Annotated in this window: 20 protein-coding genes; 8 read left to right on the top strand and 12 right to left on the bottom strand. The window is 72.0% G+C overall.

What is annotated here, in order from left to right; genetic code table 11:
* Positions 1 to 115 precede the first annotated feature (115 nt).
* Positions 116 to 1,777: an acyl-CoA dehydrogenase family protein gene (locus tag ABZ396_RS17245; protein WP_358926967.1), complete on the bottom strand. Its 1,662-nt coding sequence runs from the start codon at positions 1,775 to 1,777 to the stop codon at positions 116 to 118.
* 71 nt (positions 1,778 to 1,848) lie between these two features.
* Between ABZ396_RS17245 and ABZ396_RS17240 the strand changes: the two genes are divergently transcribed.
* Positions 1,849 to 2,604 (top strand): PaaX family transcriptional regulator C-terminal domain-containing protein, encoded by a 756-nt coding sequence (locus ABZ396_RS17240; RefSeq protein WP_358926968.1) that lies wholly within the window; start codon positions 1,849 to 1,851, stop codon positions 2,602 to 2,604.
* 159 nt (positions 2,605 to 2,763) lie between these two features.
* On the opposite strand, the gene ABZ396_RS17235 is transcribed toward ABZ396_RS17240, so the two are convergent.
* The 3 genes from ABZ396_RS17235 to ABZ396_RS17225 form a co-directional block, all read right to left on the bottom strand.
* Positions 2,764 to 3,549 (bottom strand): DUF5995 family protein, encoded by a 786-nt coding sequence (locus tag ABZ396_RS17235; RefSeq protein ID WP_358926969.1) that lies wholly within the window; start codon positions 3,547 to 3,549, stop codon positions 2,764 to 2,766.
* A 341-nt stretch (positions 3,550 to 3,890) separates the two neighbouring features.
* A complete protein-coding gene (locus tag ABZ396_RS17230) occupies positions 3,891 to 5,249 on the bottom strand; it encodes a nucleobase:cation symporter-2 family protein (protein WP_358926970.1) in 1,359 nt (452 codons plus the stop codon).
* 136 nt (positions 5,250 to 5,385) lie between these two features.
* Positions 5,386 to 6,732 (bottom strand): FAD-dependent oxidoreductase, encoded by a 1,347-nt coding sequence (locus ABZ396_RS17225; RefSeq protein ID WP_358926971.1) that lies wholly within the window; start codon positions 6,730 to 6,732, stop codon positions 5,386 to 5,388.
* 186 nt (positions 6,733 to 6,918) lie between these two features.
* On the opposite strand from ABZ396_RS17225, the gene ABZ396_RS17220 reads away from it, so the two are divergent.
* Positions 6,919 to 7,428: a DUF6214 family protein gene (locus tag ABZ396_RS17220; protein WP_358926972.1), complete on the top strand. Its 510-nt coding sequence runs from the start codon at positions 6,919 to 6,921 to the stop codon at positions 7,426 to 7,428.
* Here the strand turns inward: ABZ396_RS17220 and ABZ396_RS17215 are convergent, their stop codons facing one another.
* The 5 genes from ABZ396_RS17215 to ABZ396_RS17195 form a co-directional block, all read right to left on the bottom strand.
* Positions 7,429 to 8,091 (bottom strand): helix-turn-helix domain-containing protein, encoded by a 663-nt coding sequence (locus ABZ396_RS17215; RefSeq protein ID WP_358926973.1) that lies wholly within the window; start codon positions 8,089 to 8,091, stop codon positions 7,429 to 7,431.
* 136 nt (positions 8,092 to 8,227) lie between these two features.
* Positions 8,228 to 8,950, bottom strand: a complete 723-nt coding sequence (locus ABZ396_RS17210) for an HAD-IA family hydrolase (protein ID WP_358926974.1) — start codon at positions 8,948 to 8,950, stop codon at positions 8,228 to 8,230.
* 258 nt (positions 8,951 to 9,208) lie between these two features.
* A complete protein-coding gene (locus ABZ396_RS17205; RefSeq protein ID WP_358926975.1) occupies positions 9,209 to 9,877 on the bottom strand; it encodes a phosphatase PAP2 family protein in 669 nt (222 codons plus the stop codon).
* Between the two features lie 56 nt (positions 9,878 to 9,933).
* The gene (locus tag ABZ396_RS17200; RefSeq protein WP_358926976.1) at positions 9,934 to 10,869 is read right to left on the bottom strand and encodes a M56 family metallopeptidase; all 936 of its coding nucleotides are present in this window, start codon (positions 10,867 to 10,869) and stop codon (positions 9,934 to 9,936) included.
* Positions 10,870 to 10,966: 97 nt separating this feature from the next.
* The gene (locus ABZ396_RS17195) at positions 10,967 to 11,509 is read right to left on the bottom strand and encodes a DUF5134 domain-containing protein (protein ID WP_358926977.1); all 543 of its coding nucleotides are present in this window, start codon (positions 11,507 to 11,509) and stop codon (positions 10,967 to 10,969) included.
* A 207-nt stretch (positions 11,510 to 11,716) separates the two neighbouring features.
* Between ABZ396_RS17195 and ABZ396_RS17190 the strand changes: the two genes are divergently transcribed.
* The gene (locus ABZ396_RS17190) at positions 11,717 to 13,372 is read left to right on the top strand and encodes an FUSC family protein (RefSeq protein WP_359184898.1); all 1,656 of its coding nucleotides are present in this window, start codon (positions 11,717 to 11,719) and stop codon (positions 13,370 to 13,372) included.
* Complete coding sequence (locus tag ABZ396_RS17185) at positions 13,369 to 13,929, top strand: MarR family transcriptional regulator (protein WP_358918319.1); 561 nt, start codon at positions 13,369 to 13,371, stop codon at positions 13,927 to 13,929. The genes ABZ396_RS17190 and ABZ396_RS17185 overlap by 4 nt, the downstream gene beginning before the upstream one ends.
* Positions 13,930 to 14,100: 171 nt before the next feature.
* Here ABZ396_RS17185 and ABZ396_RS17180 read toward each other — a convergent pair whose 3' ends face one another.
* Together ABZ396_RS17180 and ABZ396_RS17175 are read right to left on the bottom strand one after the other, a co-directional pair.
* Positions 14,101 to 14,865 (bottom strand): VOC family protein, encoded by a 765-nt coding sequence (locus ABZ396_RS17180; protein WP_358918318.1) that lies wholly within the window; start codon positions 14,863 to 14,865, stop codon positions 14,101 to 14,103.
* Positions 14,866 to 14,941: 76 nt separating this feature from the next.
* Positions 14,942 to 15,334, bottom strand: a complete 393-nt coding sequence (locus tag ABZ396_RS17175; protein WP_358918316.1) for a VOC family protein — start codon at positions 15,332 to 15,334, stop codon at positions 14,942 to 14,944.
* A 107-nt stretch (positions 15,335 to 15,441) separates the two neighbouring features.
* On the opposite strand from ABZ396_RS17175, the gene ABZ396_RS17170 reads away from it, so the two are divergent.
* A complete protein-coding gene (locus ABZ396_RS17170) occupies positions 15,442 to 15,981 on the top strand; it encodes an N-acetyltransferase (RefSeq protein ID WP_358918315.1) in 540 nt (179 codons plus the stop codon).
* 22 nt (positions 15,982 to 16,003) lie between these two features.
* On the opposite strand, the gene ABZ396_RS17165 is transcribed toward ABZ396_RS17170, so the two are convergent.
* Positions 16,004 to 16,687, bottom strand: a complete 684-nt coding sequence (locus ABZ396_RS17165; RefSeq protein ID WP_358918313.1) for a glycerophosphodiester phosphodiesterase family protein — start codon at positions 16,685 to 16,687, stop codon at positions 16,004 to 16,006.
* Between the two features lie 412 nt (positions 16,688 to 17,099).
* On the opposite strand from ABZ396_RS17165, the gene ABZ396_RS17160 reads away from it, so the two are divergent.
* The 3 genes from ABZ396_RS17160 to ABZ396_RS17150 are packed head-to-tail and all read left to right on the top strand — an operon-like array spanning position 17,100 to position 20,352.
* Complete coding sequence (locus ABZ396_RS17160) at positions 17,100 to 18,497, top strand: DUF6421 family protein (protein WP_358918311.1); 1,398 nt, start codon at positions 17,100 to 17,102, stop codon at positions 18,495 to 18,497.
* Between the two features lie 38 nt (positions 18,498 to 18,535).
* Positions 18,536 to 19,285, top strand: a complete 750-nt coding sequence (locus ABZ396_RS17155) for an SDR family oxidoreductase (RefSeq protein WP_358918309.1) — start codon at positions 18,536 to 18,538, stop codon at positions 19,283 to 19,285.
* The gene (locus tag ABZ396_RS17150; RefSeq protein ID WP_358918307.1) at positions 19,282 to 20,352 is read left to right on the top strand and encodes a low specificity L-threonine aldolase; all 1,071 of its coding nucleotides are present in this window, start codon (positions 19,282 to 19,284) and stop codon (positions 20,350 to 20,352) included. The genes ABZ396_RS17155 and ABZ396_RS17150 overlap by 4 nt, the downstream gene beginning before the upstream one ends.
* Positions 20,353 to 20,369 lie beyond the last annotated feature (17 nt).

Raw genomic sequence — 20,369 nt, 5'->3', positions numbered from 1 at the left:
AGGCAAGTACCACCTGATCCGGAGTTTGCACCACGGCACTGACAACGATGCGGAATCGGACGACGACTGTGTGCGATCTGTCGACGCTCACGGGCCAAGGCGGCCCGCGGACGGATCAGTTCCCGCCAGGCAGCGCCCTCTCCAGGATCGCGTCGAGCCCGGCTCCGGCGGGCAGCGTGCCGAACGCGTGCCCCCAGTCGCCGCCGAGCCGGGTCGCGCAGAAGGCGTCCGCGACGGCGGCGGGGGCATACCGGACCAGCAGGGACGCCTGGAGGGCGAGCGCCATCCGCTCGACCAGCCGGCGGGCGCCCACCTGATCGGTTTCCGTCAACTCGGTCTTCAGCCGGGTCACGGTGGCGTCCAGCCGGGTATCCGCCCCGCGCGCGTGGGCGAGCTCCCCGAACAGGGCGTCGGCGGCGCCGGGTTCGCGCACGAGCGCCCGCAGCACGTCGAGCGCGTTGACGTTCCCGGAGCCCTCCCAGATCGACAGCAGGGGTGCCTCGCGGTAGTGGCGGGGCATACCGGAGTCCTCGACGTAGCCGTTGCCGCCCAGGCACTCCAGGGCCTCGGCCGTGAAGGCCGGGCCGCGCTTGGTGACCCAGTACTTGCCGACGCCGGTCGCGATCCGCCGGAAGGCCCGCTCCCGCTCGTCCCCGCGCACAGCGCGGTCCGCCGCCCCCGCCAGCCGCAGCGTGAGCGTGGTCGCGGCCTCCGACTCCAGCGCCAGATCGGCCAGGACGTTCCGCATCAGCGGTTGGTCGACCAGCCGCGCGCCGAACGCGCTGCGGTGGCGGACATGATGACCCGCCTCGACGAGCGTCTTGCGCATCAGGGTCGCCGAGTTCATCACACAGTCCAGCCGGGTGCAGTTGACCATCTCGATGATGGTCTTCACACCCCGCCCCTCGGGCCCGACGAGCCAGGCCACGGTGCCGTCGAACTCCGGCTCGGAGGAGGCGTTCGACCGGTTGCCGAGCTTGTCCTTGAGCCGCTGGATGCGGAAGGCGTTGCGGCTGCCGTCCGGCAGCACGCGCGGGACGAGGAAGCACGACAGCCCGCCCGGCGCCTGCGCCAGCACCAGGAAGACGTCGCACATCGGCGCCGACGTGAACCACTTGTGCCCGCGCAGGGTGTAGACGCCCGGCTCGGCGGTGGGCGTGGCGGCCGTCGTGTTCGTCCGTACGTCCGAACCGCCCTGCTTCTCGGTCATCCCCATCCCGGCGAGCAGTCCCGGCTTCTCGGTCGGCAGGCGCAGCTGGTGGTCGTACTCCCGGCTGGTCAGCAGCGGTTCGTACACCTTGGCCAGCTCCGGCGTGGCGCGCAGCGCGGGGACGGCCGCATAGGTCATCGAGGTGGGACAACCGTGGCCGGATTCGGTGTGTCCCCACACCAGCCCGCCGGCCGTCCGCGCGACGTGGGCGCCGGGCCGGTCGTCCGCCCAGGCCGCCCCCGCCAGCCCCTCGGCCACGGCCACCCGCATCAGGTGATGCCAGCTGGGGTGGAAGTCGACCTCGTCGATCCGGTTGCCGTACCGGTCGTGGGTGCGCAGCTCCGGCTCGTGCCGGTTGGCCAGTTCGCCCCACTCCTGTGCCTCCGCGCTCCCGGCCCGCACCCCGAGCCGCCGGATCCCCTCCTCGGCCCACTCGGCGCCCTCCCGGCGCAGCCCCTCAAGGAGCGCTGGGTCGTCGGAGGCGTCGTACGGGACGAGCGGCGGCGCCTGATTGGTGACGTCGTGAGTGACGTACTGCGGCTGCGGAAGCGCGGCGGTGGAGTCCATGCCCCCATGTTGCACTCTCGCTGCGGCTGTAGCAATGACGCAATATCAAGCCGCACGTACAGTACGTGACCATGCGCATGAACGTGTCCGCCCAGCCCGCCGACCTCGACCTGCGGCCGCTGTCCGCCCGGTCGGTCGTGCTGAGCCTGCTGCTGGGCACGCATCCGCCACAGCTGCCGGTGAAGGACCTGATCCGCCTCGTGGAGCCGTTCGGGGTCGGCGGCTCCGCACTCCGGGCCGCGCTCAGCCGTATGACGGCGGCCGGCGACCTGCGCCGGTCCGACGACGCCGTGTACGGCCTGAGCGACCGGCTGCTGGCCCGCCAGCGCCGCCAGGACGAGGCGGTACGGCCCCGCACGCGCGCGTGGCACGGCGACTGGGAGATGCTGGTCATCACGACCACGGGCCGCGGCCCCGCCGAACGCGCGGACCAGCGCACCCGCTTGACCTCCCTCCGCCTGGCCGAACTCCGCGAGGGCGTCTGGCTCCGCCCGGCGAACCTGGCCAGGCCCCTCCCCGGCGACGTGCTGGAGATCGCCGAGCCCTGCACGGCCCGTCCGTCCCGCCCCGCACCCGAACTGGCCGCCCACCTCTGGCCGTTGACCACCTGGGCCGCCACCGCCCGCGCCCTCCTGACCCACGCGGCCCAATCCCACCGCCCACCCGACCGCTTCACGGTCTTCGCGGCGGCCGTACGCCACTTGCTGACGGATCCTGTCCTGCCGCCGGAACTCCTGCCCGCCGACTGGCCGGGCGACGATCTGCGCACCGCCTACGCCGCCTACCGGACGGAACTGGGGGAGGCGGCGGGAGACTTGGCCGACTGAGGTCACCGGGCCGCTTGCAGAGGCCCATCGGGCCGATCAGGTGTGCGGTGGGGGAGAGGCGGCGGAGCGCCGCCGCCCTCTGGGCCCGCCACCCCGTTACTTCCGGTTCGTGACGGACCGGGTGTGCGGGACTGACCTGTCAACACACCCCGCCGGGCCTCACCCCGTCCCCTGGCGGGCGGCGGGACGCTCCATGGCGTTGTCCAGATGCGTGATGACGGCCGGTACGTCGCCACTCTCCGTTCCCCGGATGAGTTCCAGGGCCGGCCGGACCAGGCCGCCCGGCCGTGCGATGAGCCGTGCGAGCACGGCGGCCCGGACGTCGAGCCGCTCGATGGTGGCCGCGCGCTCTGCTTCGCTCTGGCCGGCGAGCAGAACGGCGTTGTACCACGCCTCCTCGCGGGACTGACGGACACTGAAGTCGAGGATCCGCTCGTCGGTGCGGCCTCCGACCTGATCCAGCAGCGACATGAACGGCGACAGAGCGTCGACCGAGTCCTGCACCGCCAGCACCACCCGCGCAAGGATGTCGTTGATCAGCAGAAAGTCGTGCCGCAACTCCTGGATGGCCGAGCCCGGGCTGGTCCGCGCGGCGGCGACGGCCAGGTCGAGGTTGATGTGCGCGTTCACGCCGAGTAGCAAGTGCTGGACGATGATGGTGTCGGCGTCGTCGAGCAGCCCGAACGCCTCACGCCAGCAGCGCGGCCCGCTCCGGTCACGACGCCAGGCGTCGTACGCCTCGAAGTAGCGGTTGCCGAAGTGTGTGTCGAAGCGGTCCATTCGGACGCCGTCGTCGAACAGCCCACCGTGGATGGCCGTGCGGACCTCGACGGTCACCTGCCGGTACAGCGCAGCGAAGTACCCGACCCGGTCACCGCCGCGGCCGGCCTCCCGCACGATCCCGGCGAGCCTGTCCACGACATCGTCGATGTTCTCTGCCGCCATGCCCAACTCCCTCTCCCCGTCCCCTCGTTCGGCCCGGACACGGGCTGTCGTCCGTAGTGCCGACTACAGCCCTGTCCTACCACCGCACACCGGGGAGGGAACCCGCCCGGCAGGAAACGGGACCCCTCCGCGGTGGGACCGGCCCGGCCCGGCGACGGCCCCACCGCCCAGGGTCACTTGTAGGTGATGTCCGAGCTCGGCACGGTCTTTTTGTGCCGGGTACGGGGTGCTGGCGCCGCGCGGTGCCCACGGCGTTGTTCGACACGAAGTGATCCGGCGCTGGAGTCCGGCCCGGCCGTCCGCATGAGTTCCTGCCGTGACCAGCGCCCTTCCGGCAGAGCCTAGGCGGGTCCGGCCCCGGCCGGTACGTCCTTGGCCGGCGGCGCGGAACCCTCCCTCGTGGGAGGGTGGTTGAAGAGCAGGTTCAGCACGATCGCCGTCAGACAGCCCGCGCTGATACCGCTGTTCATCACGGTCTGGAACCAGTCGGGGAACTTCTCGTAGACCGTCGGCACACCCACCGGCAGCAGGCCGACCGCCACCGAGACGGCCACCACCGTCAGATTGTTGTTGCCCTTGAAGTCGACGGTCGCGAGCGTGCGCAGGCCGCTCGCCGCGACCGTTCCGAACATCACCAGGCCCGCGCCGCCGAGAACCGGGGCCGGAATGGCCGCGACCACCGCGCCCAGCTTGGGCAGCAGGCCGAGCAGTACCAGGATGCCGCCGGCCGCCGCGACCACCCAGCGGCTGCGCACCCGGGTCATGCCGACCAGGCCCACGTTCTGCGCGAACGCCGTGTAGGGGAACGTGTTGAAGACACCGCCCAGGACGGTCGACAGGCCGTCGGCACGCAGACCGTCGGAGAGGGAGCGCGGCTCGACCTTGCGGCCGGTCATCTCGCCGACCGCGATCAGGTCACCGGTCGTCTCCGTCATGGTGACCAGGGCCACCACCAGCATGGAGATGATCGCCGACGCCTCGAACGCCGGCGTGCCGAAGTGGAACGGCGTGCTGATGCCCAGCCAGTCGGCGTCGCCGACCCCCCCGAAGTGCGTGAACCCGAAGGGGACCGCCACGGCCAGGCCGACCGCGATGCCGATCAGGACCGCGATCCGGGCCAGATAAGCCGGTGCGAACCGCTGCACGCCTATCACCACCGCCAGCACGAAGGCCGCCAGCGCCAGGTTCTTCGGCTCCCCGAAGTCCTTCGCACCGGCGCCGCCCGCCGCCCAGTTGCCCGCGACCGGCAGCAGTGACAGCCCGATGATCAGGATCACCGTGCCGGTGACCAGAGGCGGGAAGAAGCGCAGCAGCTTTCCGAAGACCGGGGCCAGCAGCATGATCGCCAGACCCGCGACGATCACCGAGCCGTAGATCGCGGGCAGTCCGCCGCCCGTCGTACCGATGAGGACCATCGGCGACACCGCCGCGAACGTGCAGCCCTGCATGATCGGCAGCCGGGCGCCGAAGCGCCAGAAGCCCACGCACTGGATGAGCGTCGCGACCCCGCACACCAGCAGGTCGGCGGTGATCAGATACGCCAGGTCGGCGGGCGAGAGCTTCATCGCACCGCCCACGATCAGCGGGACGGCCACGGCACCGGCGTACATCGCGAGCACATGCTGCAGGCCGAAGGCGGCCAGCTGCCGTACGGGTGGGACCTCGTCGACGGGATGGACGGGGGCAGTGGTCGTGGACACGGGGACTCCAGGGGCGGCGGGGGACGACAACCGGTCAGGACGAGACCGTAAGCGGCTTGAACAGTTTGTTGATTTCCGTGGTGTTGCCGCTACGTGTCCTGCCCACCTGGCCGCGGTCGACTCCGCTATGACCCCGCTACGAGCCCGACCGCGCCGCCGTCAGCAGCGTGTCCCAGTCGGCCAGTTTGACCACGCTGCGGCCCAGCTGTGCGCCGAGCGCCGCCTCGGCCCGTTCGATCGCCTGCCAGCCCGACCACTCGACCGGCTGGATGCCCAGCGAGCGCAGGGCGGTGACCGGGTCGTCCGGCACGTCCCTGCCGAGCAGCATGGGCGCGTCCTCCAGGAGGGACATCACGGTTTCCTTGGCATCGGGCCGGTTGGTGCCGATGACGCCGGTCGGCCCGCGTTTGATCCAGCCGGCCACGTAGTCGCCAGGCACTCCGGCCGGGCCGTGCAGGACACGGCCCGCCGCGTGGGGCACGGTGCCGGTGCCGGCGTCGAAGGGGAGCCCGTCCACCGGTACTCCGCGATAGCCCACCGAACGCAGTACCAGCTGCGTGTCGATGGTCTCGTACCGCCCGGTGCCCCGCACGCCGCCCTGCTCGTCCGGCTCCGTCCGCTCGAAGCGCACCGCGCCCACCCGCCCGCCGTCCGCGAGCAGTTCGACCGGGCGCAGGAAGAACCGCAGCCAGATGCCGCGCTCCGCACCACGTGCGCCGGCCTCGCCCCAGCCGCGCAGCACCTCCACGTTGCGGCGCTGCGCGGCGGGCAGCGCGGACGGGTCGGCGTACGCCGGGTCGAGTGCCAGCTCGGCCGGATCCACCCGGACCTCGGTGTCCGGCAGGGCGCCCAGCTCGCGCAGCTCCTTGGTGGTGAAGCGGGCCTGGGACGGGCCGCGCCGGCCCACCACGTGGACCTCTTTTATCCGGCTCGCCGTCAGCGCGGTCAGCGCCGCCTGCGGCATGTCGGTCGGGCTCAGCTCCGCCACGCCCCGGGCCAGCATGCGGGCCACGTCCACCGCGACATTGCCGACGCCGATGACCACCGCCGAGCGGGCGTCGCGCACGAAACCGGCGTCGATCGCGTCCGGATGCGCGCTGTACCACGACACGAACTCGGTCGCCGACCAGCTGCCCGGCAGCTCCTCACCCGGGATGCCGAGACGCCGGTCGCCGGCGGCGCCCACGCAGTACACCACCGCGTGGTACAGCTCGCGCAGCCGTTCCACCGGAAGTTCGCCGGGACCGCCGCCGATCCGGATCCCGCCGAGGAACCGCACCCGCTCGTGTTCGAGGACCGTACGCAGATTGCCCTGCAGCGACTTGATCTTCTCGTGGTCCGGGGCGACTCCGTACCGCACCAGTCCGTACGGGCACGGCAACCGGTCCAGGACGTCCACGACCACCGTGGGGTCGAGCTGGACGAGGCTCTGGGCGGTGTAGCACCCGCTCGGCCCAGAGCCGACGACGGCGACACGCAACACAGGAGGACTCCTTGCCCGAGGGGCTCGTGCCTCCAGCATCCCACCGGCGCGGCCGCCTCGACAGGGGCCGCTGGGGTGAAGCGGACGCGTGTCCTTCCGTATGGAGTGTGATCATGTGGTTACGTTTCGTGTGTGTTAGAAGCATCTTGTCTTAATCTTTCTGATCGGCGTGCGGAGGACGGCACGGTGTCCGTGTCGCCCGCCTGGGAAGTGCAGGAGCACACGGGGGCCACGTCCTGGTTCCAGGTCAGCCTGGCCTTCGAGGACGGCGCGCGGGTCGACGCGCTCGCCGTGGTGGCCGGTGGCCGGGTGTCCATCGAGGACGTCAAGGCGCGGCCCGCACTGTCCCTGGCCGATCTGACGGTGCTCGCCGACTGGATCGAGGAGCCGCTGTTCAGGACGTGCGGGATGGAGTCGTACCAGGAGGAGGAGCCCGCCGGAGAGGATCGCGAAGACGGCAGCGAGGAGGCGGAGGGTGCGGAGGCCGTCGGCCCGCGGCGCGCCCGGCCCGCCTGGCCGCGGGGCATCGAGGGGCGGTGGCTGGTCGCCCAGGAGTACCGGGCCGCGCAGGAGGAGGGCATCGACCCCGTCCTCGCCGTGATGTGGGCGACCGGGCACAGCCGCCGGCGATCGCTCCGGCTCATCGCGCAGGCGTGCGACGCGGGTTTTCTGACGCCGCGTCACGCACCTCGCTGACTACGGCGGTCCGGGCTCGGTCCGGTCCTCCGTCGCGAAGAACCGGGACAGGTCCTGGGGCTCGGGTGTGGACTCCGGAGGAACGCCCAGCTCCCAGTCGAGCCCGTAGCGCTCGAACAACTCCGCCCGCAGCGCCGGGACCGGCATCGGCACCCCCGGCACCAGGGCCGAGTACACCGCCCCCATCAGCACGGCGCGCAGCATCGGGTAGTCGGCCGTGACGTCCTGCGAGCCGTAGCGGGCGACGGTGTCGCCCAGCAGCTCCGACAGCCGGCGCTGCTCCGGGCACTGCACGAAGCCCTCCGCCTGGAGCAGTCCCGCCATGTGCTGACGCATCAGCACCGGCCGGTCGCGCGCGAGACCCAGGATCGCGTCGATGGCCCGGGCCAGCCGCTCCCTGCCGTCCTCCGTGCGCGGCTCGCGCTCCAGTCCGTCCTCCAGCGTGCGGTGCATCAGCCGGTGCACGGCGGACTGGACCAGTTGGCGCTTGCCCGGGAAGTAGTACGACACCAACCCGCGCGCCGACCCGGCCCGATCGGCGATGGAGCCCAGTGTGGTGGCTTCAAAACCGTGCTCGTCGACCAGCTCGACCGCGGCCTGCAGCAGTCGCTCCCGGGAACGCCTCCGCAACTCTTCATTGACCGCGGCGCTTCGAGGGGACATGCTGGAACTCCTGCGTTGACTGGCTGCCAGCCAACTATAATCGACGCAGTGGGCACCGCTCTGCGCGGGGCCTGTTCAGGGCTGCCGTCCGTCCGGGGCGACACGGGGGAGTGTCTCGGGCGGACGGCGCGACAGCTCAGGCCTGCGTGGACGTGGCCGTTCGGCGGGCCACGCCCGCCAGGCCGAGCACCGGCAGCAGCGCGTCCGGCCGTTCGGTCACCGGCAGATGGTCCACGAAGTGCACCCGGCACCCCAGCGCCGCCGCCCCGCCGTCGGCGGGCCTGCTGTCCCCGACCATCAGCGTCTCGGCGGGCGCGGCCCCGAGCGCCTCCAGAGCGACCGTGAAGAGCCGCGGGTCCGGCTTCTGCACACCGTGTTCGTACGACAGGACGTAGGCGTCCACGTACGCGTCGAGCCCGTGCGTGCGGAAGACCGGGCGCGGGTCCCAGCCGATGTTGCTGACCACACCGACCCCGGTCCCGTGCGCGCGCAGCGTCCGCAGCACCTCGGCGGCGTCCGGGTACGGCGTCCAGGCGGCCGGGGTCATGTGCCGCTCGTACAGCGCGTCGTGCAGCGCCGGGTCCGGCAGCTGCACCCGGCGGGACAGGCCGGTGTAAGCGGCCCGGTGCAGTTCCGCGCTCTTGTCGCGCACCGCCCACAACCCGGCCATTTCCTCCGGCAGTTCCACCGGGTCCGCCCCGCCGGGCTGTGCCCCGGCCTCCTCCAGCGCCCGCGCGGCCTCCGTCAACTCCGCCTCGGCGAGAGCCGTTTCGGAGCCGGCGAGCACCGCCCGCAGCCAGGATTGGGTGGACTCGATACGGAAGAGGGTCCCCGAGAAGTCGAAGAGCACGGCAGCCATGCGCTGGACTTTACCCGGGCAGCTGTCGAGCCGGGGGGCTGCCGGCTCAGTTCAGCTTGGCGGGTATCGGGCCGAGAACGGGATGGCCGGCCGCCAGACCACCGCGCCCGCCGCGCCCGTCCCCGGGTAGCCGAGCAGGACCGTCCGGAATTGCTGGAGAAAGCACCCCTCCTTCAGCGGCCGAGCGGGAGTCGTCCGAGGCCGCCCGGCGATCGCGGGCGGCGGTGACGGCTGTCCTGCCCTGAACGAGATCGTCCGCTAGTGGGGGTGCCCCCGGCCGCCGCGCCCCCACTCGTAAGCCACCACCGCCAGTGCCACCACCAGGGCCCCGAGCAGCCATCCGCCCAGCACGTCCGAGGGCCAGTGGACGCCGAGCCACACCCGGGTCAGGCCGACGCCGACCACCGAGATCCCGGCCACGGCCAGGGCCGTACGCCACAGCGCGCGGCCGGTGCCGCAGCGGTGCAGCAGCCACAGCAGCAGGCTGCAGACCACCGTGGCCGTCATGGCGTGCCCGGAGGGGAACGCGGCGTAGTGGGCGGAGTCGACCGGGTCGGGCCACTCCGGGCGGGGGCGGTCGACGGCGGCCTTCAGGGACTGCTGGACGACTGTGCCGAGTGCGCAGGTCAGGACCAGCCACAGGGCGGTCCACCACGCCGAGTGCCGCCACACCAGCCACACCGCGACCGCCGCGCACAGCAGGCGCATGGTCAGCGGATCCCAGACCCAGTCGGTCAGGATGCGCAGGACATGGGTGGTGCCGTGATCCGCGACGGCCCAGCGATGGGTGTTGTCGGCGATGTCCTCGTCCAGCGCGACCAGGGGAGGCCACTCGCCGGCGACGAGGGCGAGCAGCAGCGCCGAGGAGAGGGCGAGAACGGCGGTCACGAGGAGCGGGGCAGGGTGGCTGCCGGGCGGGGGGCGCATGGCGTGATCTTTGCCGAGTCATTGCCCGTAGGGCAATTCCCCTGATGGTTACGGCTTTACCCGAGTGCGCGCAGGCCCGGCACGAGGGCCACCAGCACCGGGATCACGGGGACCAGGGCGGCGGTCGCGGTCAGGCGCAGCCGGTGCCGTGCGGGAAGCCGGTCCGGGGCGGTGAGCAACCGGTGGACGCGCTGCGGGAGATGGGCGTGCGGGGCCGGTCCGGGCCCGAACACGCCCCGGTCCTCGTTGAGTTCGACCAGGGCGAGCGCGGTGGTGAGGCGGCCGTGCCGCCGGGACGCCATGTCGTCCGCGGCCAGTTCGACCAGCCGGTGCATCTCGTCGCGGAACGCGGCGAACACCGGGATCCGCGGAAACCCGCCCGCCAGCGCGGCCGAGCAGTGCAGCAGCCAGTCGTGCCGGGCCTGGGCGTGCCCCCGCTCATGGGCGAGGACCGCGTCCAGCTGACGCCCCTTCAGGCGGCGCAACGCGGCCGTGGTGACGACGAGTTCGGGTGACGAGCCGGGCAGCCACCAGGCGTCGGGGCGCTCGCCCTCAAGAACCACGAGGCGGTCGGCGGACCTCTCCTCGCCGGGCAACAGTGGTGCGCGGACCAGGAGTTCGGCCCGCCGCTGCCGGCGCCGGACCCTGGCCCGTATGATCTCGCGCACCAGCATGGCTCCGCTCCACAGCCCGGCGCAGGCGAGGGTCACCGCGGTCGTCGCCGCCCACGGACCGGCCGTACCGAGCGGATAGGCGTCGGCCACCGCGCTCGGGGCCGTCGCGAACACATGCCCCCGCGCCACCTCCCAGGCCGCCGCCGCGCTCAGCGTCATCGACAGCGCGCAGCACAGCAGTACGGCCGCCACCACGCACTGCCACACCCACAGGGCGACCACCGGCTCCCGGTCCGTCCAGTCGGCCCGGGCGAGCAGCCGGGGGCCGGCCACGGCCGTCAGGGTGCCGAGCAGCATCAGTGCCACGGGGACCATCATGGCCAGCACCCTATGAGCGGGGGACCGCTCAGGGGTACAGCCACTTGCGCCAAAGTGACGCAAGCAACGTGTGCGCCGCGAGTGCCCTCACCCACGCTCACAGCGCCAGCAGCATCGCCACCATGCCGATTCCCATCGACAGCCGGCACGCCCGCGCCAGCTCGGGCCGGTCGCCCCATCCGACCGTCCCGGTCCCGGCCGCCGCCGCGACCGGAACCAGACGCGCACCGGACAGCAGGACGTAGCCGGTGAAGTAGAGGAGCAGCAGCCCGGTCACCGGCGGGGCTCCGGCACTGCCGTGGTGGTGGCCGCCGGGGGAGGTTGCCATGACCACCGCCATATAGACCATCGCCGCCGACCCCACCAGGTGGTGCAGATGGTCCATGCTGCCTCGGGCGCTCCACAGGGCGCGCAGCGCGGCCGCGCCGAACACCGCCGCGTACAGCGGCCACGCCCAGACCGGCGGTGTGAAGACGGTCGCGGGCACGGCCATGGCGGCCATGCCGAACCCCATCAGCGCCTCGCCGCCCGCGGCTCGCCGCTGTTCCTCGACGCTGCTGCGCAGCCGCAGCAGACAGTAGGCCCCGGTCGCCGCGCACAGCGCGACCAGCAGCCAGCCGGGCGAAGCCGGTCCGTGCACGCGCACACCTCCCCGCTCGACGTCTCGACGTCGCATCGATTGTTGCGATGCCCCGCCCGTACGGCGCGTACGCGAGCGCAGAGGTGTACACGGGGAGCACTCGGCGGAGCACAGCAGGTGAGAGAGCCTTGCCCGGCGGTCGTCGGCGTGAGCCGTGCGGCCGGGCGAGTGTGTTTTACGAGTAAAATACATGCTAAATTGATGGGTATGAGCACCGCGACCCCGACCACCCGCCGTCTGCCCCTCACCGGTGTGCTGCGCCTCGGCCGGCCCTCCGACATCTGGTTCAAGCCCGCCCTCAGCGGGGTCGCCGCGGTCGCCCCGCCCAACCTGACCCTGCTGGCCCTCGGCCGCCTCGACCTGGCGATGTACACGATGGCCGGATCGCTGTGCGCCCTCTACGGCCACAACCGCCCCTACCCCGCCCGCGCCCGCACCCTGGCCTGGGTCGTCCTCGGCATGGCCGGCGGCCTCGCCGTCGCCCTGCTCGCCGCCTCGCTCACCACGGACGCGGTCGGCCTGGTCACCGTCGGCGCCCTGATGGCCGCCGTACAGAAGGTGCTGTGCGACGCCACCCGCGTCGGCCCGCCCGGGAACGTGGTCCTCACCTTCATCAGCTCCGCCTCCCTGTTCGCCCCGCAGACCCTCGGCCAGGTCCCCGGCCATGTCGGACTGGCCCTGCTGGCGGGCGCCTGGGCCTGGCTGGTCGGCATGGCACCCGGTCTGCTGCGCCCGCACGGCCCGGAGCGCCGGGCCACCGCCCAGGCCCTGAACGCCACCGCCGCCTACGCCGGCACCCGGGGCGCCGGGGAGGGCCACGCCCGGGCCCGGGCCGCCGCGGCCGCCGCCGTGCAGGCCGCCTGGCAGTCCCTGCTCGCCACCGGGGCCCGCACCGACCGCACCCGCCGTGCCCTGGAACACCTCGTCGTCCGTGCTGAGGTCGCCCTCGCCGCCCCCGCAGACGCCGACTCCGAGCGGCTGCGCGGCTGGGCGCGTGAGCTGCGCGGCACCGGACGCGTCCCGCGGGTGGCCGGGGCCGACGACGAACTCCTCGGCTTCGACGCCGAACGCGCCGCGCCGCACCGCCCGTTGTGGCGCCGGCTCGGCCCGCTCGCCCCTCTCGCCGCCCGCACCGCGCTGGGCTGCGCCCTCGCCGGATACGCCTCCCTGGCCCTTGGCGTCGGGCGCCCCTACTGGGCGGTGGTCACCGCCGCCTCCCTCTACCAGGCCAATGTCACCCTCACCTGGAGCCGCGGCATCCAGCGTGTCGTCGGCAACCTCCTCGGCGTCCTGGTCTTCGCCGCCGTCGTGCCCCTAGCCCACCTGCACCCGGCCGTCCTGGTGCTGAGCTGCCTCGCCTTCAACTTCGGCGCCGAGGCGCTGATCAGCCGCAACTATTGGCTCGGCAGCGTCTGCGTCACCCCGATGGCCCTGCTCATCACCGAGTTCGCCCGCACCCAGGACTCCGGGCAGCTGATCACCGAGCGGGTCCTGGACACCATGGTCGGCGCGCTCGTCGGCTTCGTCGCCGCCGTTGTGGTCACCAACCGCCGGGCCGGCGACCGCATCGAACACGCCCTGTCCGCCGTCGAGCGGGCCCGCGAGGAGGCCGCCCGCCTGCTGGCCGAGCCGCACCCGGCCCCGCGCCGCCTGGAAGCCGCCCGCCGTACCCTGTCCGCCGCCCTGGCAGAGCTGCGCGTCACGGCCGACGCCGCGTCCGGCGAGTGGTGGCAGCGTGCGCTGCCCCAGGAGCGGGTCGTGCTCGCCGAGCAGTCGGGACACCGTACGCTCGCCGCGACGGTACGACGCCAGGGACCGCACTCCTGGGACGGCACGAGGACTACGGAGGACGTACGGCCATGACGGCGACCAATGGACGACCGGCGGCCGACAGCGACGCGGGCAGAGAAGCCGGCAGGAACGACACGGTCGCCGCCGTGGTCCGGCAGTGGCGGGCCGTCCATCCCGAGCTGGAAACCGCGCCCATGGAGGTCATCGGCCGGATCAACCGCTGCGCCGCCCTCCTCCAGCAGGCCGAGGACGCCCCGCTGCGCCGGGCGGGCCTCAGCCGTCCCGAGTTCGACCTGCTCGGGGCGCTGCGCCGCACCGGCCACGAACTGACCCCGAGCGAGCTCGCCAAGGAGACCTTCTCCTCCGGCGCCGCCGTCACCAAACGCCTCAAGCAGCTCACCGAGCGGGGCCTCGTCGAGCGGCGCGGCGACGCCCGGGACCGGCGCGTCGCCCACCTCCGCCTCACTGACGCGGGCCGCGACCTGGTCGACGGCATCCTGCCGGAGCAACTCGCCTACGAGAGGGCCGTGCTGTCCGTCCTCGCCCCCGACGGACAGAACGAACTGGCCGGTCTGCTCGCCGAGTTGCTGGGGCGGCTGGAAGGCAGGATGGGCGCGTTGCGGGCCTGACCAGAGGATGTCGCGGACGCTCCGGCGAGGGGTGGAGAGCCGTAGCCGGGCCGCGCCACCGCGTCCGCGTCCAGCCGCACCGCGATGCTGGCCTTCCTTACCGGTCCCCGTCTCCTCCTTACCGGTTCCCGCCCGAACGGATCGTGTGCACTGGGCGAGCCGGCCGCCGGCTCAGCCCTCCTCGTCGGCCCGGAAGACGCCGAACACCGCACCCCGCGGATCGGTCAGTACGGCGATACGGGGGCCGTCCGGCACCGTCATCGGCTCGGCCTGCACGGTGCCGCCCGCCGCGACCGCCGCCTCGGTCGTCGTGTCCACGTCCTCGACCGCGAAGTACGGCAGCCAGTGCGACGGCACCTCGGGCGGGAACCGGTCGCCCATGTCGGCCATCCCGCCGAACGCCTGCCCGCCGACGGCGAACTCCGTGTACGACTCCGAGGCCTCGGCGCTCCATCCGAAGACCGTGCTGTAGAAGCTCCTGGCGCGGCCGGTGTCCCGGGTCGCCAGCTCCACCCAGCCGAGCGCACCCGGCGCGTTGAACAGCCCGGCGCCCGGGAAGGCCCGCGCCTCCCACAGCTGGAAGGCGGCGCCGGTGGGGTCGAGGGCGACCGAGAAGCGGCCCACGTCGAAGATGTCCATCGGGCCGACGACCACCGTGCCGCCGGCCTCCTCCACCAGCCGCGCGGTCGCGTCCGCGTCCGTCACCGCGAACGACACGCTCCACGCGACCGGTTGGGAGTCCTGGTAGAGCGGGGTGAGCGCCGCGACCGCCGCGTCCCCGAGATGCGCCATGGTGTAGCCGCCGGCCTCCTGCCGCGGATCCGTCTCCGGACGCCAGCCGAACAGCTCCGCGTAGAACCGCTTGGCGCCCTCCAGGTCGTCGGTCCCCAGCTCCGTCCAGCAGGGGCCGCCCGTCACCGGCTTGTCGAACTCCATGGCCACTCCTCCAGAGGGATCCCTCCTCCGAACGCTAGACCCCGCCACTGACAGCGGCCATCGGACGCTCGCGCCCTCAGATCCCCGGCCGGTACCGCAGTGGATGGTCGGCCGGCACCTCCACCAGCACGATCCTGATGCCGTCCGGATCCGTGATCCACATCTCGACCAGGCCCCACGGCTCCTTCACCGGCGGACGCACGATCTCGACGCCCTTCGCCACCAGCTCCTCGTGTGTCACGGCGGCGTCCGCGACCTGCAGCCACAGCTGCACGGCGGGGGAGGCGGGCGCGTCCGCGCGACCCGAGACCTCCAGGAAACCGCCGCCCAGGAAGTAGACCGTGCCGCGCTCGGGGCCCGTGCCGAACTCGCGGTAGACCGGGAGGCCGAGTTCCTTGCCGTAGAAGGCGCGGGAGCGCTCGGGATCGGTGGGGTGGACAAGAGTACGACTGCTCAGCACGTGCACCATGCGACCGGAGCGTAGTGCCCCCTGGCCCCGGTACCCGGGACCGGTGGCCGACCGGCGGCGTTAGGCTCGTGCCTGGCTCAGCCTGCCCGAGATCGGAGAACCCGCCCATGGAGAACGCCGCCACCGCACTGACCTTCCGCGACGCCACCGACGCCGACGTGGACGTGCTGGTCGCGCTGATCGAATCGGCGTACCGGGGCGACGCCAGCCGGGCCGGGTGGACCACCGAGGCGGACATCCTGGAGGGGCAGCGGACCGACCCGGAGGGCGTCCTCGAAGTCATCAAGGCGCCGGACAGCAAGCTGCTCACCGTCGAGCGGGACGGCCGGGTCGTCGCCTGCTGCCAGCTGGAACACCGCGGCACCCACGGCTACTTCGGCATGTTCGCGGTCAGCCCGGCCCTCCAGGGCGCCGGCCTCGGCAAGGTCGTCATAGCCGAGGCGGAGCGCCAGGCCCGGCAGGACTGGGGTGCCACGGAGATGCACATGACGGTGATCTCCGTGCGCGACGACCTGATCGCCTGGTACGAGCGGCGCGGCTACCGCCGTACGGGAAAGACGACGCCGTTCCCGTACGGCGACGAGCGCTTCGGCATCCCACAACGCGCCGACCTGCGGTTCGAGCTGCTGGTCAAGCCACTGGTGTGACACCCACCGCCGGTGTGACGGCTCATGCGGTGAAGCGGGCGGTGCGCTTGATCTCCGGGTAGTCGGTCGTCGCGCCGTCCAGCTGGAGGGCGCGCACCAGCCGCAGGTCATCCTGGGTGTTCACCACCCAGCCGATCACCCTGAGGTCCGCCTTGCGGGCGTGCTGGACCACCTCCAGGGTCAGCCGCCGGATGTTGAGACAGAGGGTCGCCGCCCCCGCCTCCCGGGCCCGCTCCACCACGTCGGTGCCGTAGCGGCTGGCGATCAGCGCGGTGCGCACCCCCGGCACCAGCCGGCCGATCTCGGCGACGGCCTCGTCATGGAACGAGGACACCTCCACCCGGGACACCAGGTCCCGCCGCTGCATCAGCTCGGCCAGCGCACGGGCCGCCGCCACGTCCTTGATCTCGGCCTGCAACGGCGTCCGTACCGCGTCCAGGACCTCCTCGAACACCGGCACCCGCTCGCCGCGGCCCGCGTCCAGGGTGCGCAGCTCCTCCAGGGTCTTCTCGGCGATCGGGCCGGTGCCGTCGGTCGTGCGGTCAACCTCCGGGTCGTGCATGACGACCAGGGCGCCGTCCTTGCTGAGGTGCAGATCGAGTTCGATCAGGTCGAGGCCGGCCTGCTGGGCGGCGACGAAGGAACGGAGGGTGTTCTCGGGCTCGACGCCCATGACTCCGCGGTGACCGATGGTAAGGAAGTTCAAGATTCAACTCGCTTCCGTCGACGGCGGCGGTGGATGCACGCGCGCGGACCCGTACGACGGACGTCGCTGTCCACGCGGCTGGGCGCAGCCTAATGGCCGCCCGTCGCGATGAACCCGTGCGTACACGGGGGATTGGTGCGCCGGGCGCCCGGTGCCTGGCTCGTGCCCCCTCGGCGGTCACTCGGGGGTGGGCGCGTCCCGCCGCGTATTGACCGGCCGGATCCGTGCGCCGCCCGGGAGCTGGCACCTCATCACTGGAGGTAGTGAATGTGAGCGCCCTCACGGTTTCAGACAGGAAAAAGTGCGGTGAAGTCGGAGTGCCGCAGGATAATTTCCCGAGGTCCCCCTTGCTGGGAGAAAGCCCATATGCATACGGTGTCCATACGCGAGGTTCTCCCGTGGAGGATGGGTCATGACGGAAATTCTTGTGCAGGTGGGCTCGGAGGAGCAGGTTCCTCTCATGGCCAGGGTGGTCGAGCACCCGGCATGGCTCGTGCTCAAGGATGGCGTGGAGCGGATCCGGCCATGGCAGTCCAAGGACGGGTCGGTCGACTTCGACGCCGAGGGCGCCCCCGGGCGTGCCGACGCCGAGCGGGCCGTCGACGCGGTGATCGCCGCCGTCGAGGAGCTGTCCCCGCTGCTCCCGCACGACGCCGGCTACCACCGTGCCCTGGTGACCGACCTGCGGCGCTGGGCCGTCGGCGGCTTCCAGGTGCCCGACTTCCTCGACTCGCTGCTGGCCTTCCAGCCCGCGGCGAGTCGCGCGCACGGGCTCCAGCACCTGGTCGTCTTCCCGATGTACACGCAGAACGGCAACCCGGACCGCAACCTGGAGGCGGTCGTGCTGCGCATGGTCTGGCCGGACTGGCTGGCCGAGCTGGAGCGCACCCGCTACGACAACCCGCTGTTCTGCGGCATCACGTTCGAGGACTTCACGGCCGGCTACGACACCAACTCCGCCGTCCTCTTCCCCGAGACGATCGCTGTACGCGAGGCGCCGAAACGATTCTCCTGGGGTGGCATCTTCTGTGACCGCGAGGCCGCCCGCTTCCGCCGGGTCACCGACGCCGCCGTGGACCTCCTCGGCCTCGAACTTCCCGAGGACATCGCGGCGATGGTCCACGACCAGAAGCGCTGCGAGGAGGCCTTCGTGCTGTGGGACATGGTCCACGACCGCACCCACAGCCACGGCGACCTGCCGTTCGACCCGTTCATGATCAAGCAGCGCCAGCCGTTCTGGATGTACGGCCTGGAGGAGCTGCGCTGTGACCTCACCGCTTTCAAGGAGGCCGTGAAGCTGGCGGCCGACGGCATCCCGCAGGCTCGTGACGTGCAGTACGCGGTGCTCTTCGACCGCATGTTCCGCTTCCCGGTCACCGGCGACCGCGTCCGCAACTACGACGGGCTCGGCGGCCAGCTGCTCTTCGCCTACCTGCACAAGCACGACGTGGTCCGCTGGACCGACAACAAGCTCTCCCTCGACTGGGAGCGCGCCCCGCAGGTCACCAACCAGCTGTGCGCCGAGATCGAGAAGCTCTACCGGGACGGCATCGACCGCCCGAAGCTCGTCCACTGGTTCGCCGGCTACGAACTGGTCGCCACCTATCTCGCCCCGCACCCGGGCTCCAAGTGGGCCAAGGGCCCCGACGCCCTGGACCTGACCCTGCCGCCGCGAAAGCTCGTAGACGACGTGCTTCCGGACGAGTTTCCGCTCAGCATGTTCTACGAGGCCCTGTCCAAGAAACTGAAGAACGTGATCGCCGAGACCAAGGGCATCACGGCGGACAGCGCCGAGCCGGTCGCCGCGTGAGCGACCGTCGCCGGGACACTGCTCAAGAGGGGAAGCACATGGCGGGCAACGGGTCTCTCAATGGTGCGGTGATCGCGGTGGCCGGGGCGGGCGGACCCGCCGGGCACGCGACCCTGGTCAGGCTCGCGGAGGCGGGCGCGACCGTGGTCGGCGCCGACAACAATCCCGAGCGCCTGGCGGAGGCCGTGGACGCGGCCCGCTACGCGGGCGGCGGTGCCGTGGTCACCGGTGAGACGGTCGACCTGCTCAACCTGGACTCGACCCGGGCGTGGGCCGACCATATCGAGAAGGACCACGGCCGGATCGACGGCCTCGTCCACCTGGTCGGCGGCTGGCGCGGCAGCGCCAACTTCGCCGAGACCGACTTGGCCGACTGGGACCTGCTGGAGAAGCTGCTGATCCGCACCGTCCAGCACACGTCCCTGGCCTTCTACGACGGCCTGCAGCGCAGCGACCGGGGGCGGTACGTGCTGATCAGCGCCGCCGGCGCGTCGAAGCCCACCGCCGGGAACGCCGCGTACTCCGCCGCCAAGGCCGCCGCCGAGGCCTGGACCCTCGCCATGGCCGACGGCTTCCGCAAGGCCGGGGGCGAGGAGGGCCCGACCTCCGCTGCTGCCATCCTGGTGGTGAAGGCGTTGGTGCACGACGCAATGCGCGCCGAGCGGCCCAACGCGAAGTTCGCGGGCTTCACGGACGTCAAGGACCTGGCAGAGGCGGTCGAGGGCGTCTGGAGCAGGCCCGCCCCCGAAGTGAACGGAAACCGTCTGTGGCTGACCGAGAAGCCGTGAACCCTCCGAAGACCGACGCGCGTCGCCACCACGACCCGGAGGTCCGCGGTTTCGCCAGTGACAACTACGCCGGAGCCCACCCCGAGGTGCTGGCCGCCCTGGCCCTGGCCAACGGCGGCCATCAGGTGGCGTACGGCGAGGACGATTACACCGAGAACCTCCAGCGGATCATCCGCAGCCACTTCGGCGCGACCGCGGAGGCCTTCCCGGTCTTCAACGGCACCGGCGCCAACGTCGTCGCGCTCCAGGCGGTCACCGACCGCTGGGGTGCGGTGATCTGCGCCGAGAGCGCGCACATCAACGTCGACGAGGGCGGCGCCCCCGAGCGCATGGGCGGCCTCAAGCTGCTCACCGTGCCCACGCCCGACGGCAAGCTCACCCCGGAGCTCATCGACCGGCAGGCGCACGGCTGGGAGGACGAGCACCGCGCGATGCCGCAGGTCGTCTCGATCACCCAGAGCACCGAGCTGGGCACCCTCTACACGCCGGACGAGGTCCGCGCGATCTGCGAGCACGCCCACGCGCATGGCATGAAGGTGCACCTGGACGGCTCCCGGATAGCCAACGCGGCGGCCTCCCTGAACGTCCCCATGCGCACCTTCACCAACGCCGTCGGCGTCGACATCCTCTCCCTGGGCGGCACCAAGAACGGTGCCGTGTTCGGCGAGGCGGTCGTGGTGATCAACCAGGACGCCGTCAGCCACATGAAGCACCTGCGTAAGCTGTCCATGCAGCTCGCCTCCAAGATGCGCTTCGTGTCGGTACAGCTGGAGGCCCTGCTCGCCAGGGACCTGTGGCTGCGCAACGCCCGGCACGCCAACGAGATGGCCCAGCGGCTCGCCGAGGGCGTCCGTGCGGTGCACGGCGTGGAGATCCTCTACCCGGTCCAGGCCAACGGGGTCTTCGCGCGGCTGCCGCACGACGTGAGCCTGCGTCTCCAGCAGCGCTTCCGGTTCTACTTCTGGGACGAGGCCGCCGGAGACGTCCGCTGGATGTGTGCCTTCGACACGACCGAGGAAGACGTGGACGCGTTCGTGGCAGCGCTCAAGGAGGAGATGGCGCGCTAGCCGGAGCTCATGCATAA

Source organism: Streptomyces sp. NPDC005866, assembly GCF_040629895.1.
GTDB lineage: Bacteria > Actinomycetota > Actinomycetes > Streptomycetales > Streptomycetaceae > Streptomyces.
The sequence above is the reverse complement of the archived record's forward strand: the minus strand, read 5'-3'. Positions and strand labels throughout refer to the sequence as shown.